Below are 14,726 nucleotides of genomic sequence, written 5' to 3'. Positions count from 1 at the left end.
TATAGCAAACTTAGTGTTCTTTGTGTTCTTCGTGTCTTGGTGGTAAAATCCGGAAAGGGAATGACCACTAAGGCACTAAGCACACTAAGGGCGCAAAGGATATTAAAAGCGGGAGGAGTAATAGCTTTTCCGACCGAGACGGTCTACGGGATCGGCGCCCTGCTCTCGAAGCCCCGGGCGATCGCCAGGATATACAAAATAAAGAAAAGACCAAAGAACAAACCCTTGCAGGTACTGGTCAGCAGCTTAAGGCAGGCCAAAGAACTGGGGATATTTAACGCTCAAGCCTTGCGCTTAGCGAAAAAGCACTGGCCTGGGCCGTTAACTCTGGTCGTTCCCGGACGTCAGGGAAAAACGGTCGGTTTACGCGTCCCCGCCCACCGGACGATCATCGACCTGATCCGCAAAGTCGGCCCGATCGCCGCCACCTCGGCCAATCTTTCCGGGGAAAACCCGTTCCTCAACGCTCAACAAGTTTCGGCCGGGCTTAAAGGAATAAATTTCGTTCTCTCCGGACGCGTTAAACTGGGAAAACCGTCAAAAGTCATCGACGCGACTAAAACGCCTAAGACCCTACGCCCCTAGAAGCTCAGCCCGATCTCGTAGTACTGCGTCGCTTCGACCTGGCCGGTGACCGGGTTATAAGACTTCTTGTAATGGGTGATCAGGCTGGTATAAGGATTGAGCTTGTAAGCGACGTCCGCTCCCAGGACCGCCCCCTGCTCCAGCGTGATCGACCGGTAGTCGACAAAGTTCGGCTGCTTGTAGTACCCCCGGACCGTCAACTGGTCGGTGAATTTCGCGGTCAGGTCGCCGGTCAGCGTGGCGTTGCTGTCCTGATACGCTTCGTAGATCAGGCTTAAGCTCGCCAACCCGAGCGCGTTGACGCCCAGCTGGGCCAGATAACCGTTCTTCGTACTGCCCGAGGCTTCCGCCGAGGCCAGGTCGACCGGGTTGTTCTCGTAATCAGCGCTGAAATAAGCGGGGACAAAACCTTTATCCAGCACCCGGTACTCGGCCAGGAACGAGGCGTTCGCCACCATCAGGTCGTAACCCCAGGAGAGGCCGGCGGCGTAACCGTTGCCGTGGTTCATTAACTGGCCGGCTTCCGCGTATCCTTCGAGGTTCAGCGGCAGCGGCATGACCGCGTCGACGCCGACCGCGGAAACGGACGGGAACAGCCTGGTCGAGCCGTCGGTCTGGACGATCTTGCGGCCGGTCGAGTCGGTAACGTAATACCCGCCCAGCGTCAGCAACGGGTTAACTCGCTGTTCCAGGCGAAGGTAGTAAACATTGGACTTGGTCGCCATGGCGCGGACCACGTTCCTGTCGAGGTCGATGTAACCCCTGATGCCGGTCTGTTCATTGACCGGCAGGACCGAATTGCCGACCCGGGTCGAATAATTCTTCATGATCAGGCCGTGACCGAGTGTCACGCCGTCCAGGATCCCGTAGCGCAGCCCTTTCTTAAAGTCATCGTATTCCACGTAACGGAGCACGGCGGTTTCGTACCCTTCCGGCTTATTGTCGCCCAACGCCAGGTTGACGTCGAACCCGGCGCCCCAGGCGCCGAACTTGAAATCGGGGTGCCAGGCCAGGGTCGCGACCTCCCGGCTCCCGACCTTGATCCAGCCAAGGCTGATCCCGCCGATGTTCGAACGCAGCTGGGTCGGTCCGCCGGTCGAGCCGGTCACGGAGGTCGTCACCGGTAAGTCTAGCGCGTTGCAGAGTGACCAAGCCCCAAGCAATAAGCACCAAATAATGACCAATGACCAATTGCTCAATTTCATAAACTATCCCCTAGTGCCTAAAGTGCCGGCGGCCGGTAAAAACCATGGCGATCCCCGCTTCGTTCGCCTTGTCGATCGACGCCTGGTCGCGCTTGCTGCCGCCCGGCTGGATGATCGCCGTCACGCCGACCTTCGCGGCTAACTCGACCACGTCGGGGAACGGGAAGAAGGCGTCGGACGCCAGGACCGCGCCCTTGACCTTCCCTTGCGACTTCTTGACGCCGATCTCCGCCGAGTCGATCCGGCTCATCTGGCCGGCGCCGATCCCGACGGTGCGGCCGTCCTTGACGTAAACGATCGTGTTCGATTTGACGAACTTGGCGACCCCCCAGGCAAAAAAGAGGTCTTCCATCTCCGCCATGGTCGGTTCCCGCTTGGTCACCACCTTGATCTCGTTGATCCCAAGTTGGGCGATATCCGGGTCCTGGACCAGCACGCCGCCGCTGATCCGCTTGTAATCCAGCCCCTTGAACGGCTTATTGATCGACCTCTCCCCCATCTCCATGATCCGGATGTTCTGTTTCGCCTTCAGGATCTCCAGCGCTTTGGGCGTATAAGAAGGGGCGATGATCACTTCCACGAACAGGGCGGCGACTTCCCGGGCGGTCAGCTCGTCGATCCGCCGGTTGGCCGCGACGATCCCGCCGTAGGCCGAGACCGGATCGCACTCCAGGGCGCGCTGGTACGCTTCCACCAACGTGGCCGCCTTGGCGACGCCGCACGGGTTGTTATGTTTAACGATGCAGACCGTCGGATCGGCGAAATAATTGGCGCAGCTCCAGGCGGCGTCCATGTCGACGATGTTGTTGAACGACAGCTCTTTGCCGTGCAATTGTTTGGCTTCCGTCACCCGGCCCTCGCCTTTCGCCCCCCGTTCCCGGTAGAGCGCCGCCTGCTGGTGCGGGTTCTCGCCGTAACGGAGCGTCTGGATCTTTTCCAGCAGCACTTCCATCTCCTGCGGGAACCGCTCTTCCCCGCCGGCCCGCGCTTTCAGGTAGCGGACGATCAGCGTGTCGTACTGGGCGGTGTGCTCGTACGCTTTCAGGGCTAATCGCTCCCTGGTCGCGAGAGAGATGCCGCCGGCCGCTTTCAATTCGTCCAGGATAACCTGGTAATCATGCGGATCGACGACGATCGCCACGTTCTGGTGGTTCTTGGCCGCGGCGCGGACCATCGCCGGCCCGCCGATATCGATGTTCTCGATCGCCTCCGCGTGGGTAAAGTCTTTTTTGGCAATGACCGCTTCGAAGGGGTAGAGATTGCAAACGACCAGGTCGAACGGCTTGATCCCGTACTTTTTGATCTCTTTCAGGTGCGCTTTGTTGGTCCGGTCCGACAGGATCCCGCCGTGGATCATCGGATGCAGGGTCTTGACCCGGCCGTCGAACATGTGCGGGTATTTGGTGATCTTCTGGACCTCCGTCACCTTGATCTTATGCTGGTGGAGGAACTTGGCCGTGCCGCCCGAAGAGACCAGGTCGAAACCGAGCCGGGTCAGCTCCTTGGCGAACGGCGCCAAGCCCGCTTTATCATAGACCGAGACCAGGGCGTATCTTTTCTCCGCGGTTTTCTTTTTCATTTTAGTTTTACCTTTCTGCCATCAATTTTAAGTTTATCTTTGGCGACAAACTCAATAGCCAACGGATAAATGTGGTGCTCCTGTTCCAGTATCCTGGCCGAGAGCGTCTCTTCGGTGTCGTTCTCCTTAACCGGGACTGCCGACTGGACGATGATCGGCCCGGTATCACACCCGGAATCGACAAAATGGACGGTGCAGCCGGTCACCGTCACGCCGTGGTCCAGCGCCTGCCGCTGGGCGTGCAAGCCGGGGAACGACGGTAAAAGCGACGGGTGAATGTTGATGATCCGCTCCGGGAAATGTTCCAGCAACACCTCACCGACGATCCTCATGTAGCCGGCCAGGCAAACCAGGCCGACTTCGCGCTCTTTCAAGGTCTTAACGATCTCCAACTCGTAGGTATTCTTATCCTGGAAGTCGCGGTTGTCGATCACGACCGCCGGGATGTTGTGTTTTTTCGCCCGTTCCAGCCCGCCGGCGTCGGGATTATTGCTGATGACGACCGCCACTTTAGCCGGGATCTTCCCCGCCTCGCAAGCGTCGATGATCGCCTGCAGGTTCGAGCCTCTGCCCGAGATCAAAACCCCCAGCTTGAGCATTAGATTATAATAACTTCCCGGTTCCCCTTGCCGATCTCGCCGATGACGTAAGCGGTCTCTTTCTTCTTCTTAAGGTAAGCCATGATCCGGTCGGCCTGTTTCGCCTCCACCACCAGGACCATGCCGATCCCCATGTTGAACGTCTTGTACATCTCCTCGTGGTCAACGTCCCCCAGCCGCTGGATCAGCCGGAAGATCTTCGGGATCGGCCACGAATTGAGCTCGATCACCGCCTGGCGCTTGGGCGGAATGACCCGCCCCAGGTTTTCCGGCAGGCCGCCGCCGGTGATGTGCGCGATCCCCTTGATCTTGAACTTTTTGATCATTTCCAGGAGCAGCCCGGCGTAGATCCGGGTAGGTGTTAGCAGCTCTTCGCCGATCGGCTTGTCAAAGCCGTCGAGCTTGTCCTTGGGCTGGATCTGCGCCTGCTCAAAAATGACCTTGCGGGCCAGCGTGTAACCGTTGCTGTGCAGACCGGAAGAGGCCAGGCCGATGATCTTGTCCCCCTCCCTGATCTTCGCTCCGTTGATGACCTTGCTCTTTTCCACGATGCCGACCGCGAACCCGGCCAGGTCGTACTCCCCTTTCTGGTACAGATCGGAGAGCTCGGCCGTTTCGCCGCCGACCAGCTCGACGTCCGCCTGCTTGCAGCCTTCCACCATCCCCTTGACCAGTTTTTCCACCAGGTTCGGGTCAACCTTGTGCAAAGCGACGTAATCGAGAAAAAAGAGCGGCTTGGCCCCCATCGCCACCACGTCGTCGACGTTCATCGCCACCAGGTCGATCCCGACCGTGTGGTGCTTGTTGAGCATGAACGCCAGCTTCAGTTTGGTCCCGACCCCGTCGGTCGCGCCGACCAGGTAGTATTTGCCGAAGGGAAAAAGCCCGCCGAACAGGCCGATCCCCTTGGCGACCTTCTTGATCCGTTTGACAACCTCGTATCCGGCCTCGATATCAACGCCGGCTTGTTTATATGTGATCATTGTTCACCTCTTTCAAACTGATTTCCCGCCCCTTAACGGGCGGCCTCCGCCGTCGCGGTGCCGTAATAAACGTCGCCGCCGCGCAGCACGATAAAGAACCGGCAATCCTTGTTGGTGCAGGCCCACGCTTTGTACTTGATCGCGACCGCGTTATTGCTGAAATCGGACAGCGGGACCAACACGCCCTTTTCGCATTTCTCGCATTTCGGAAAACACGCATCCCCCATCACCAGTCACCTCCTACTTAAAGAACAGTTTTAATGATTCCATCCGCTCCGGCACTTTGACCGGGTATTCGCTGTTGAGACAGGCCAGGCACAGGTTCTTGCTCGGCAGGCTGATCGAGCGGATCAAATTCTTTAAACTAAGATAGCCGAGCGAGTCCGCCTCCAGGTACTTCCGGATCCCTTCGACCGACAGGTTCGCCGCGATCAGCTCCGCCCGGGTCGGCGTGTCGATCCCGTAAAAGCAGGAATTGAGCGTCGGCGGCGAGGAGATCCGCATGTGGACCTCGCGGGCGCCCGCCTCCCGGACCAGCTTGACGATCTGGCGCGAAGTGGTCCCCCGCACGATCGAGTCGTCGATCACGACGACTTTCTTGCCGCGGACCGCGTCGCGGATCGGGTTCAGTTTGATCTTGACCCCCAGGTCCCTGATCTCCTGGCTCGGCTGGATGAACGTCCGGCCGATGTAGCGGTTCTTGATCAACCCCTCGCCGTACGGGATCTTCGATTCGACGGAAAAACCGATCGCCGCCGGGACGCCCGACTCGGGCACCGGCATGATCATGTCGGCGTCGACCGGGTGCTCTTTGGCCAGGTATTTCCCCATGTTGTAGCGCGCTTCATAGATGTTGCGCCCGTGCATTACGCTGTCGGGCCGGGCGAAATAGATGTACTCGAAAACGCAGAGCGCTTCCCGCTCCGCCATTTCCCAGGTGCGCGACCGGACGCCGTCCTGATCGACCACGATCAGCTCGCCGTTGGCCACGTCGCGGACGTGCTGGGCGCCGAGCATGTCGAGGGCGCAGGTCTCGGAAGCGACCAGGTACGATTTGTCCAGCCGGCCGAGACAAAGCGGCCTGATCCCGTTCGGATCGCGCACGGCGATCAGCTTGTCACGGGTCATCACCAGCAGGGCGAACGCCCCCTTGCACTGCTTGAGCGCGTCGACTAAGGCGTCCTCGAGCTCCTGTTTCTTGGAAGTGGCGATCAGCGCCGCCATCACTTCCGAATCGGTCGTGCCGACGAAACTGATCCCCTTGTCCTTGAGCTGCTGCCGCAGGTCGTCCGCGTTGACCAGGTTGCCGTTGTGGGCGACCGCGATCGGGCCGTAGCGGGTATCGATCACGATCGGCTGGGCGTTCTCCATGACCGACGAACCGGTGGTGGAATAGCGGACGTGGCCGATCGCCAGCGTCCCTTTCAGCGCGGAGAGGTTCTTTTCGTTGAAGATCTGGTTGACCAGCCCCATCCCCTTGTGGTGGCCGATATCCTTGCCGTCGGAGACCGCGATCCCGGCCGATTCCTGGCCGCGGTGCTGCAGGGCGTACAGCCCGTAGTAGACCGACTTGGCCGGCGAATCCGGCGCGAAATTATAGATCCCGAAGACGCCGCAATATTCCTTCATACGCGATAAACGTCCGTCCAGCAGGAAGTGCAGAGCTGTTCCAGCGGTTTGCCGATCGACTGGCTCAGGTCTTCCAGCGTGGCATAGGCCAGGCCGTCGACCCCGATATATTCGCGCAGCTGTTCCACCGTCTTTTCGTGGGCGACCAGTTCCTTTTTGGAACGGGTGGCGACCCCGTAAAGGCACGGCGCCCTGAGCGGCGGGCAGGCGATCATGGCGTGGATCTCCTTGACCTTGTTCTTGCGCAGTTTCACGACCAGGTCGTTCTTCATCTGCGTGCCGCGGACGATCGAATCGTCGCAGATCACCACTTTTCGCCCTTCGATCTTGGCCGGGACCGGGATCAGCTTGATCTTCGCCTCGCGGTCGCGCTCCGCCTGGGTCGGCTGGGTGTAGCTCCGGCTGGCGTAATCGTACTTGATAAAAACGTTGTCGAACGGGATCTTCGATTCCTGGGAGTAGCCGATCGCGTGGCCAATCCCCGAATTGGGCACGGCACAGGCAATGTCGGCCTTGACCGGGTAGCGCCGGGCCAGGCAAGCGCCCAGGTTCCGCCGGGCGATATCGACGGCCATTCCGTCGATCGTCGAGGCGACGTTGGCCGTGTAGACCCACTCGAACGTGCAGTACTGGATCAGGTCGGAAGAGAGGACCTTGACCGTCTTGAACTCGCCGTCCTCTATTTCCAGGATCTCGCCCGGTTTGACGTCGCGGACGATATTGTAGCCGAGGTTGACGAACGAGCACGATTCCGAAGTGACCGCCACCGCCCCCTCTTTCTGGCCGATGATCATCGGCCGGAACCCGTGCTTGTCGCGGGCGGCGTAGATCTTGCCGCGGGAGAGGATAAGCAGGGCGTAGGCGCCGCGGATCTTCCCCGCCATATATTCGATCCCGGAAACGAAATCGTCCCCCTGGGCGATCAGCTTGGCGATCACTTCGATGTCGGAAGTGGTGTAGAACGAATGGCCCTGTTTCTTCAATTCGTCGGTCAGCTCGGCCAGATTAATGATGTTCCCCTCGAAGCAGATGGTGAACTCCCCCATCTTGGAATCAAGCTTGATCGGCTGCCGGTCCTTGAGCGCCGCGTGGCCGATCCCCATCCGCCCCTCCAGCCCGCCAAGGTCGTCGGTAAAAGTCGCCCGGACCAGCCCGCGGTGGGTCCGGATCTTGATCCCGTCGCCCGCGTAGGTGGACAGGCCGCAATACTGCTGCCCCCGGTGCTGGAGGTAAAAAGTCCCCAGAAAAAGGTCGTCTAAAATATTTTCTTTAGCCGCCGAGACCGCGAAAATACCGCACATTTGCTTATCTCCCTATCTTAGCCGCCACGCCGGCCGGTTCGGTCAGGACCGTCTCGCCGGTCCGCCGCGACTTGATCTCCACTTTACCTTCCTTGAGCGCCTTGCCGATGATCACTTTGTACGGGATGCCGATCAGGTCAATATCTTTTAATTTGACCCCGAGCCGGTCTTCCCGGTCGTCGAGCAGGACGGCGAACCCGGCGGCCGCCAGGTCGCGATAAAGCTTTTCCGCGACCGCGACCTGCTCTTTTTCCGCCGTATTGGCCGGCACCACGGCGACCTCGAAGGGGGCCAGCGGCATTGGCCAGATGATCCCGTCCTTGTCGTGGTTCTGCTCGATCGCGGCGGCCACCGTCCGGCTGACGCCGATCCCGTAGCACCCCATGATCATCACTTTTTCCTGGTTGTTCTCGTCCAGATAAACGCAGCGCATCTTGTCGGAATATTTAGTCCCCAGCTTGAAGATGTGGCCGACTTCGATCCCGCGGGAAACCTCGAACTTCCCCTCCGCGCAGCGCGGGCATTTATCGGCGTGCACCGCGTAACGGAGGTCGCCGGTCGTTTCCGCCTTGTAATCCCGGCCGTAGACAATGTTCACAACGTGGTAGTCGGCCTTGTTAGCGCCGGAAGCGCCGTCCGCGATCAATTCGACCGCGTTATCGGCCACGATCCTGACCCCTTTTAAACCGACCGGGCCGGCAAAACCGACCGGCGCGCCGGTCACTTTCTTGATCGTTTCGGCGTTCGCCAGGCGGAGCTCGTCCACCCCGGCGACTTTCTTCAGTTTGGCCTCATTAATGGCGTGGTCGCCGCGGACCAGCGCCGCCAGCGGCCCTTTTTCCGTCTCGTAGATCAGCGTCTTGATCAGCTGGGCCGGCTTGATCTTGAGAAAGGCGCTGACTTCTTCCACGGTCCTGGCGTTAGGCGTCGCGACCTCTTGGGTCCCGGGTACTTGGCCCCTGGTACCTGGGGCTTTATACTCCCCGACGCCGGCCGAGTCGCGGCTCGCGGAATAGTCGCAATGCGAGCAATGGAAGATCTCCTCTTCGCCGGTCTCGGCCAGGACCATGAACTCTTGGGAGTACCCGCCGCCGATCAGGCCGGAATCGGCCTCCACGACCCGGTATTTAAGGCCGAGCCGGTCGAAGATCCGGCAGTAGGCGTCGTACATGTTCCGGTACTCTTGGTCGAGCGATTCCTGGCTGGTGTGGAACGAATAGGCGTCTTTCATGACGAATTCGCGGCCTCTCATTAACCCGAAGCGGGGGCGAATTTCATCCCGGAATTTGGTCTGGATCTGGTATAGGTTGACCGGCAATTGCTTGTACGATTTAACGATGTTTCTGACCAGGTCGGTAATGCACTCTTCGTGGGTCGGACCCAGGCAAAACTCACGGTCATGGCGGTCCTTGATGCGGAAAAGTTCCTTGCCGTAGATGTTCCAGCGCCCGGTCTCCTGCCAGAGCTCGGCCGGCAAGAGGGTCGGCATCAGCACTTCCTGGGCCCCGGCCCGGTTCAGCTCTTCGCGGATAATGTTGGCGACCTTGTTCAGGACGCGGAAACCGAGGGGTAAAAATGTGTAGACTCCAGCGGCTACTTTGCGGATGTATCCTCCGCGCAGCATTAATTTGTGGGAAACTACCTCCGCCTCTGCCGGATCCTCCCGGAGCGTCGGCGCCACCACCTGAGACATTCTCATTTAGCTCAGCACCCTCCCCATCTGACAGGAGTAATTATAGCGGAAAAACCGGCAGATTTCAAGCCCCAACCGTTTTTACTTTTTTGGCCTAAATACGCTAAAAATTAAAGAACCGCGTGTTCGAATACGGGTCCGGTTTATCCGGTTTTTTAGGCGGCGGCGGGGGCGGCGGAGCCGCGGTTATCGGCTGCTGCGGCTGGACGACCGGCTTCGGCGCCGGTTTGTACAACGTTTTTTCTTCCTGTTTGAAGATCGAGGTCTGGTAGATCGGCTTTTTCGGTCCGGTCGGCTTGCTGATCATGATCCCCGAGGTCCGCGGCTGGGCGGCCAGGTCTTTCTCGGAACCGAGGTAAACCTTGTCGGTGTCCCGGACAAAATCTTTGATCTTCAGCCCGACGTCGTCCCCTTTTTTGGCCCGCGCAATCTCCTGGCGGTTGATCTGCAGCGAATCGACCCGCTGGTAAAAATTGGTGGTGTGCCCCATGATGTGGATGACGTCGCCGACCTTGAACGGCGCTTTGACCCTGATCGCCGCGACGGAGATCTTATCGAAGTAGTGGTCGATCAAGCCCAGGAGTTTTTCCTTCGACTTAACCGGCATCTTCGCCTTTGCCTTACTTCTGGCTTTCCTGGCGATCTTCTTGCTCTTTTTCGGCTTCGCCTTCCGGGCGACCTTCTTGGTTTTTTTCGCTTTCTTAACCATATCCCTCACCTCTTACGGTAATTTTATCACTTGGTCAGGGTCTTAAGCAAATCTTCCCGCTTAAGCATTTTCAACGCTTTTGCCACTAAACGATAGTTCTTGGCCAGCTGCGGCTGGAGGAGCGCTTTCTGAAAACTGCGCTCTTCCCCCTTGGGAATATGGACTGTCTTGCCGGTGAACGGATCGAGGCCGGTGTAATACAGGCAGGTCGAGACGGTCAGCGGCGTCGGGGTAAAGTTCTGCACCTGTTCGACCCTGATCCTGTTTTTCTTCAAAAATAAAGCCAACTCCAGAGCATGCTTGAGCGTCGATCCCGGGTGGGAAGAGATAAAATACGGGACGATGAACTGTTTCTTGCCGTGCTTTTGGCTTAACTGCTCGAAGCGCTCTTTAAATTCCAGGAATTTTTCCGCCTTCGGCTTCCCCATCATCAGCAGCACTTCTTCGCAAATGTGCTCCGGGGCGACGCTTAACTGCCCGCTGACGTGGTGTTTGACCAGCTCTTCCATATATTCGTCGTCGAGCAGCGCCAGGTCGTACCTGATCCCGGAACCGATGAACAGCTTTTTCACGCCGGGGATGTTCCTGATCTCTTTGAGCAGACCAATGGCCGGTTTGAGCGAAACTTTCAGATCCTTGCAGACCGTCGGATAATTACAGCTAGCCCGGGTGCACCCCCCTGCCCTGGCACACTCCATCCCGTACATGTTCGCCGTCGGCCCGCCGACGTCAAGGATGTTCCCCTTGAAGCCGGGGTCTTTGAGCATCGTAGCGCCGATCTCCTTTTTGATCGAGCCGAGGCTCCGGCTGGTAATGTATTTCCCCTGGTGCTGGGAGATGGCGCAGAACGAGCAGCCGCCAAAGCAGCCGCGGTGGGAAACCGTCGAGAAACGGACAAAATCCCAGGCAGGGATCGGTTCTTTGTAAGCAGGATGCGGAGCGCGGGCAAAAGGCAGGGAAAACAGATCGTCCAGCTCTTTGGCGCTCAGGTTTTCCGGCGGGAAGACGACGACATACCGCCCCTGGCACGGCTGGATGATCGTCCGCGGCTTCTTCTTCCGCCCTTCCGTGTATAATAACTTGAACGCCTCGGCATACTTCTTCTTATCCGCCGCCGCTTCTTCATAGCTGGGCAAAACTAAAGCATCCGGATATCCTGATATATCCTTTTCGATAATGGCGGTGTTGCCGGCCTTCTCCCCCTTGGCAATGCCTAATATCCCTTTTTCGCCCATTCCATAGACCAAGTAGTCCGCTTTCGCGTCGAACAAGAGCGGCCTGCGCACCTTATCATCCCAGTAATCATAATGAGCAAAGCGCCTTAAGCTCGCCTCCACTCCGCCCAAGACGACAGGGACGCCAGGGAAAAGCGCTTTGAGCTTATTGGTGTAGACAATAGTCGCTCGGTCGGGCCGTTTACCGCCGACATTGCCGGGCGTGTACATGTCGGTCCGGCGGACTTTCTTGTCGGCAGTGTAGTTCGCCACCATTGAATCGAGGTTGCCGGCCGAAACACCGAAGAACAAACGGGGTTTTCCCAGCTTTAAGAAGTCTGCGTCCTTGGTCCAGTCCGGCTGGGCAATGAGCCCGACGCTGAAGCCGTGCGCCTCCAGGTAGCGGGCGATCAGGACCGGGCCGAACGAAGGATGGTCGATATAAGCGTCGCCGGTAACGATGATGACGTCGAGCTGGCCGCCGAATTCCTCCTTACTGACCGGCAGGAATTTAGGCATTGATATTGAGGATCTTCGCCTTGGGGAAACCGTTGAACGTGGTAGCCGACCCGTTGGTGTAGGCGCCGCAGTTCTTGACGTAAAGCAGGTCGCCGATGTTCAGTTCCGGCAGCATCTCGGCGGTCGAAACGGTGTCCAGCGCGTCGCAGGTCGGGCCGACGACCGCGCTCAACTTCTGCTCTCCCCGCTTGAAGGCGGTAAAGTGGTACTGGATATGGTCAAAGATCACGCCGGACAGCGTGCCGTAAACGCCGTCGTTGACGTAGTAGACCCATTTATCGTCGCGGAACGACTTGCCGACCACTTCCACGACCAGCGTCGCCGCGGTGGCGACCAGGAAACGCCCCGGCTCGGCCACCACCTCGATCTTTTTCGGGAAGAGCCGGTCGATCTCCCGGCGCAGTTTCTTGGCCAGCCCCGCAAAGTCGGGCACGTTGCCGTCGTAGGGAACGGGAAAACCGCCGCCGATGTTCAAGAGGCGCATCTTAAAGCCGCGCTTGCCGACCTCCTTAAAGATCTGGGCGGACGCTTCCAGGGCGTTGAGATAATTATCGATGTTGCAGCACTGGCTGCCGACGTGGAAGCTTAAGCCCTCGACGGTCAGGCCCAGGTTGAACGCTTTTTCGATCAGGTTCGCCGCGTCCCCCGGCTCCACGCCGAACTTGCTCGACAGTTCCACGACCGAGCCGACGTTCTGGACCCTAAGGCGGCAGACCAGGCCGGCATCGGGGCAATGCTCCTTGATCTTGGTCAACTCGTCCGGGTTATCGAACGTCATCAGCGTGTTATAGCCGGTGATCTGCCGGAGCGTGGCGATCGGCTTGATCGTGTTGGCGACGATGATCTTGTCCCAGATAAAAGCGTTCCGTTTGTGGCCGCGCAGCGCCTTGGCCGGTACGTTGGCCAGGACCGCTTCGTACTCCTGCAGCGAGGCGACGTCAAAGCCGCTGTTGAGCGGATAAAGGGTCTGGATGATCTGCGGCTCGGGGTTCGCTTTGATCGCGAAATAAAGGCCGACGCGCGGCAGGTGCTTGCGCAGGCGCTCGTAATTCGCCCTGATCACGTCGTGGTCGATGATCAAGAGCGGCGTCCCCTCTTTCCCGGCCAGCTTCTTCAGTTTGGCTAACGTCAACAAATCACTTTACCAGGAAAGAACCGAACTGCCAGACGTCCTCTTCCTTGGGGAGCGCCATGTCGAACTTGGTGAACTTGGTGTTCAGGTTCTTGAGCGGCGTCCAGTCGACCGCCTTGGAAACAAATGGTTTGATATACGGCATGGCAACTTTGAGGATCTCTTCGTGATCGAGATCGTCCGGCAGCAGGAAACCGCGCCGCGGGTTCTTGATCATCCAGATCGCGGCGGCCACGACCGAGCAAGCTACCTGCATCGTCGTCGCCTGCTGGTGCGGGACCAGTTTGCGCGAGGTGTGGATATCGAGCAGGCTGCCGCACCACCACGACTTAAAGTCGTGGCCCATCAGCAGGACGCCGAGCTGGTCTTCACCGTCGATGATCTCGTCGGCCATGATCCGCATTTTCGGCTGCATCTGGTACTGGCGCATCTCCAGTTCGCGCAGCGAATTGATGGCGACATCCGACGGGCAGTAAGCATAGTGGACGGTCGGCCGGTAAACGGCTTTGCCGTTCTCCCAGACCGTCAGCCGATCGGAAATGCTGAACGCTTCGCCGTGGCGGATGACCATGCCGGTGATCTCGCCCTGCGGCACCCAGGAGCGGACCCAGGTCCGCATGCCGAGCGAACGGAGGCAGATCTGGTTGCGCGGGCCGGTCTCGTGGAAGAACGCCCCTTCCGGCACATATTTCTCGTGCGTCCCCCACCCGAGTTCCGCCGGGGCGACACCCTCTTCGTAAAAACCTTCGATCGACCAGGTATTGACGAACTCATTGACCTTTTTCGGCTCGTCGGTGATCTGAGTATCGCGCTCGGAGATATGAATGACCTTGGTCCCGGTCAACTGCGCCAGTTTGGCAAAATTCTTGGCTGCCAGCTGGTCCTTTAACTCCGGCACCCTTTTATCTTTCGGCTTCTCGTCGATGATCTTGCTCGCGATGCCGATCAGGGCATGCTTGGTGAAGTGGGAAACAAGCCCCGGATTGGCGCCGTGGTCGACGACCGCGGTCGTCCCGTTGTTGTCTTTCCAGACGTTCTTGATCATGTCGCGGATCTCCATGTGGCGGGCGTAGAGGGTATATTTGGTCGGGTCGTTCCGCTGTTCGTCCTTATAGGGGTCCCACTCCTCGACCGAAGTGTTGGTATACAGGACCTGGTTCTCGCGGCACCAGGTGGTGATGGCGCGGCAGTCGATGTTCCAGGCCAGGTCGATGATCAGGTCGCCCGGGCCGACGTATTTGGCCAGCAGTTTCTGGTAGTTCTTCTCGGTGACCCGGTCGTTAACGTACTTGACCCCTTTTTTCAGCGAACTGGCGACCCGCTTGCGGTTGTCGACGAAATCCATGATCGTGACGTTCCTGGCCGGGACATCGATCTGCTGTAACACTATTGGGATCGCGCACTGCGACACCGACCCGCAGCCGATGATCAGGATCTTGCCGCCGAACTTAACATGTTTTTTCATGATTTTATTCTAACACATAGAGTATAATAATATCAAACGCGCCCGTAGCTCATCTGGATTAGAGCGATTGCCTTCGAAGCAATAGGTAGCAGGTTCGACTCCTGCCGGGCGCA

The 14,726-nt window shown here is 58.7% G+C and carries 13 protein-coding genes and 1 tRNA gene; 2 read left to right on the top strand and 12 right to left on the bottom strand.

Annotation, left to right across the window (positions count from 1 at the left end; genetic code table 11):
- Positions 1 to 60 precede the first annotated feature (60 nt).
- Positions 61 to 585, top strand: coding sequence for an L-threonylcarbamoyladenylate synthase (locus tag WC529_05120; GenBank protein ID MFA5113659.1), 525 nt, complete (start codon positions 61 to 63; stop codon positions 583 to 585).
- On the opposite strand, the gene WC529_05115 is transcribed toward WC529_05120, so the two are convergent.
- From WC529_05115 to WC529_05060, 12 genes are all read right to left on the bottom strand, one after another.
- Positions 582 to 1,706: a hypothetical protein gene (locus WC529_05115; GenBank protein MFA5113658.1), complete on the bottom strand. Its 1,125-nt coding sequence runs from the start codon at positions 1,704 to 1,706 to the stop codon at positions 582 to 584. The genes WC529_05120 and WC529_05115 overlap by 4 nt on opposite strands.
- Positions 1,707 to 1,800: 94 nt before the next feature.
- Positions 1,801 to 3,369, bottom strand: a complete 1,569-nt coding sequence (purH, locus tag WC529_05110; GenBank protein ID MFA5113657.1) for a bifunctional phosphoribosylaminoimidazolecarboxamide formyltransferase/IMP cyclohydrolase — start codon at positions 3,367 to 3,369, stop codon at positions 1,801 to 1,803.
- Entirely contained in the window at positions 3,366 to 3,968 is a 603-nt protein-coding gene (purN, locus tag WC529_05105) for a phosphoribosylglycinamide formyltransferase (GenBank protein ID MFA5113656.1), read from the bottom strand. Before purN ends, purH begins: the two co-directional genes overlap by 4 nt.
- Positions 3,968 to 4,951: a phosphoribosylformylglycinamidine cyclo-ligase gene (purM, locus tag WC529_05100; protein MFA5113655.1), complete on the bottom strand. Its 984-nt coding sequence runs from the start codon at positions 4,949 to 4,951 to the stop codon at positions 3,968 to 3,970. Before purM ends, purN begins: the two co-directional genes overlap by 1 nt.
- A gap of 32 nt (positions 4,952 to 4,983) precedes the next feature.
- Positions 4,984 to 5,130, bottom strand: a complete 147-nt coding sequence (locus WC529_05095; protein MFA5113654.1) for a hypothetical protein — start codon at positions 5,128 to 5,130, stop codon at positions 4,984 to 4,986.
- Between the two features lie 61 nt (positions 5,131 to 5,191).
- Positions 5,192 to 6,580, bottom strand: a complete 1,389-nt coding sequence (gene purF / locus WC529_05090; GenBank protein ID MFA5113653.1) for an amidophosphoribosyltransferase — start codon at positions 6,578 to 6,580, stop codon at positions 5,192 to 5,194.
- On the bottom strand, positions 6,577 to 7,881 hold the full coding sequence (locus WC529_05085; protein MFA5113652.1) for an amidophosphoribosyltransferase: 1,305 nt from the start codon (positions 7,879 to 7,881) through the stop codon (positions 6,577 to 6,579). The genes purF and WC529_05085 overlap by 4 nt, the downstream gene beginning before the upstream one ends.
- 4 nt (positions 7,882 to 7,885) lie before the next feature.
- Positions 7,886 to 9,574: a proline--tRNA ligase gene (locus WC529_05080; protein MFA5113651.1), complete on the bottom strand. Its 1,689-nt coding sequence runs from the start codon at positions 9,572 to 9,574 to the stop codon at positions 7,886 to 7,888.
- A gap of 103 nt (positions 9,575 to 9,677) precedes the next feature.
- Positions 9,678 to 10,283 carry a hypothetical protein gene (locus tag WC529_05075; protein ID MFA5113650.1) on the bottom strand — a complete coding sequence of 202 codons (606 nt, stop codon included), beginning with the start codon at positions 10,281 to 10,283 and terminating at the stop codon, positions 9,678 to 9,680.
- Positions 10,284 to 10,309: 26 nt separating this feature from the next.
- Positions 10,310 to 12,016: a YgiQ family radical SAM protein gene (locus WC529_05070; GenBank protein MFA5113649.1), complete on the bottom strand. Its 1,707-nt coding sequence runs from the start codon at positions 12,014 to 12,016 to the stop codon at positions 10,310 to 10,312.
- On the bottom strand, positions 12,009 to 13,148 hold the full coding sequence (locus tag WC529_05065; protein MFA5113648.1) for a type III PLP-dependent enzyme: 1,140 nt from the start codon (positions 13,146 to 13,148) through the stop codon (positions 12,009 to 12,011). The genes WC529_05070 and WC529_05065 overlap by 8 nt, the downstream gene beginning before the upstream one ends.
- A gap of 4 nt (positions 13,149 to 13,152) precedes the next feature.
- The gene (locus WC529_05060; protein MFA5113647.1) at positions 13,153 to 14,613 is read right to left on the bottom strand and encodes a saccharopine dehydrogenase C-terminal domain-containing protein; all 1,461 of its coding nucleotides are present in this window, start codon (positions 14,611 to 14,613) and stop codon (positions 13,153 to 13,155) included.
- A gap of 38 nt (positions 14,614 to 14,651) precedes the next feature.
- Here WC529_05060 and WC529_05055 point away from each other — a divergent pair.
- A tRNA-Arg gene (locus tag WC529_05055) sits at positions 14,652 to 14,726 on the top strand.

It is taken from the genome of Candidatus Margulisiibacteriota bacterium, from assembly GCA_041650855.1.
GTDB lineage: Bacteria > Margulisbacteria > WOR-1 > O2-12-FULL-45-9 > XYB2-FULL-48-7 > JALOPZ01.
Note: the sequence above shows the minus strand (reverse complement) of the source record. Positions and strands in the feature narration are given on the sequence as shown.

Bases quoted from the DNA above. Each gene is read 5' to 3' on its own strand.
- purH (MFA5113657.1), bottom strand. From the start codon at position 3,369: ATGAAAAAGAAAACCGCGGAGAAAAGATACGCCCTGGTCTCGGTCTAT.
- WC529_05075 (MFA5113650.1), bottom strand. From the start codon at position 10,283: ATGGTTAAGAAAGCGAAAAAAACCAAGAAGGTCGCCCGGAAGGCGAAG.
- WC529_05080 (MFA5113651.1), bottom strand. From the start codon at position 9,574: ATGTCTCAGGTGGTGGCGCCGACGCTCCGGGAGGATCCGGCAGAGGCG.
- WC529_05060 (MFA5113647.1), bottom strand. From the start codon at position 14,613: ATGAAAAAACATGTTAAGTTCGGCGGCAAGATCCTGATCATCGGCTGC.
- WC529_05070 (MFA5113649.1), bottom strand. From the start codon at position 12,016: ATGCCTAAATTCCTGCCGGTCAGTAAGGAGGAATTCGGCGGCCAGCTC.
- purN (MFA5113656.1), bottom strand. From the start codon at position 3,968: ATGCTCAAGCTGGGGGTTTTGATCTCGGGCAGAGGCTCGAACCTGCAG.
- WC529_05085 (MFA5113652.1), bottom strand. From the start codon at position 7,881: ATGTGCGGTATTTTCGCGGTCTCGGCGGCTAAAGAAAATATTTTAGAC.
- WC529_05120 (MFA5113659.1), top strand. From the start codon at position 61: ATGACCACTAAGGCACTAAGCACACTAAGGGCGCAAAGGATATTAAAA.
- purM (MFA5113655.1), bottom strand. From the start codon at position 4,951: ATGATCACATATAAACAAGCCGGCGTTGATATCGAGGCCGGATACGAG.
- purF (MFA5113653.1), bottom strand. From the start codon at position 6,580: ATGAAGGAATATTGCGGCGTCTTCGGGATCTATAATTTCGCGCCGGAT.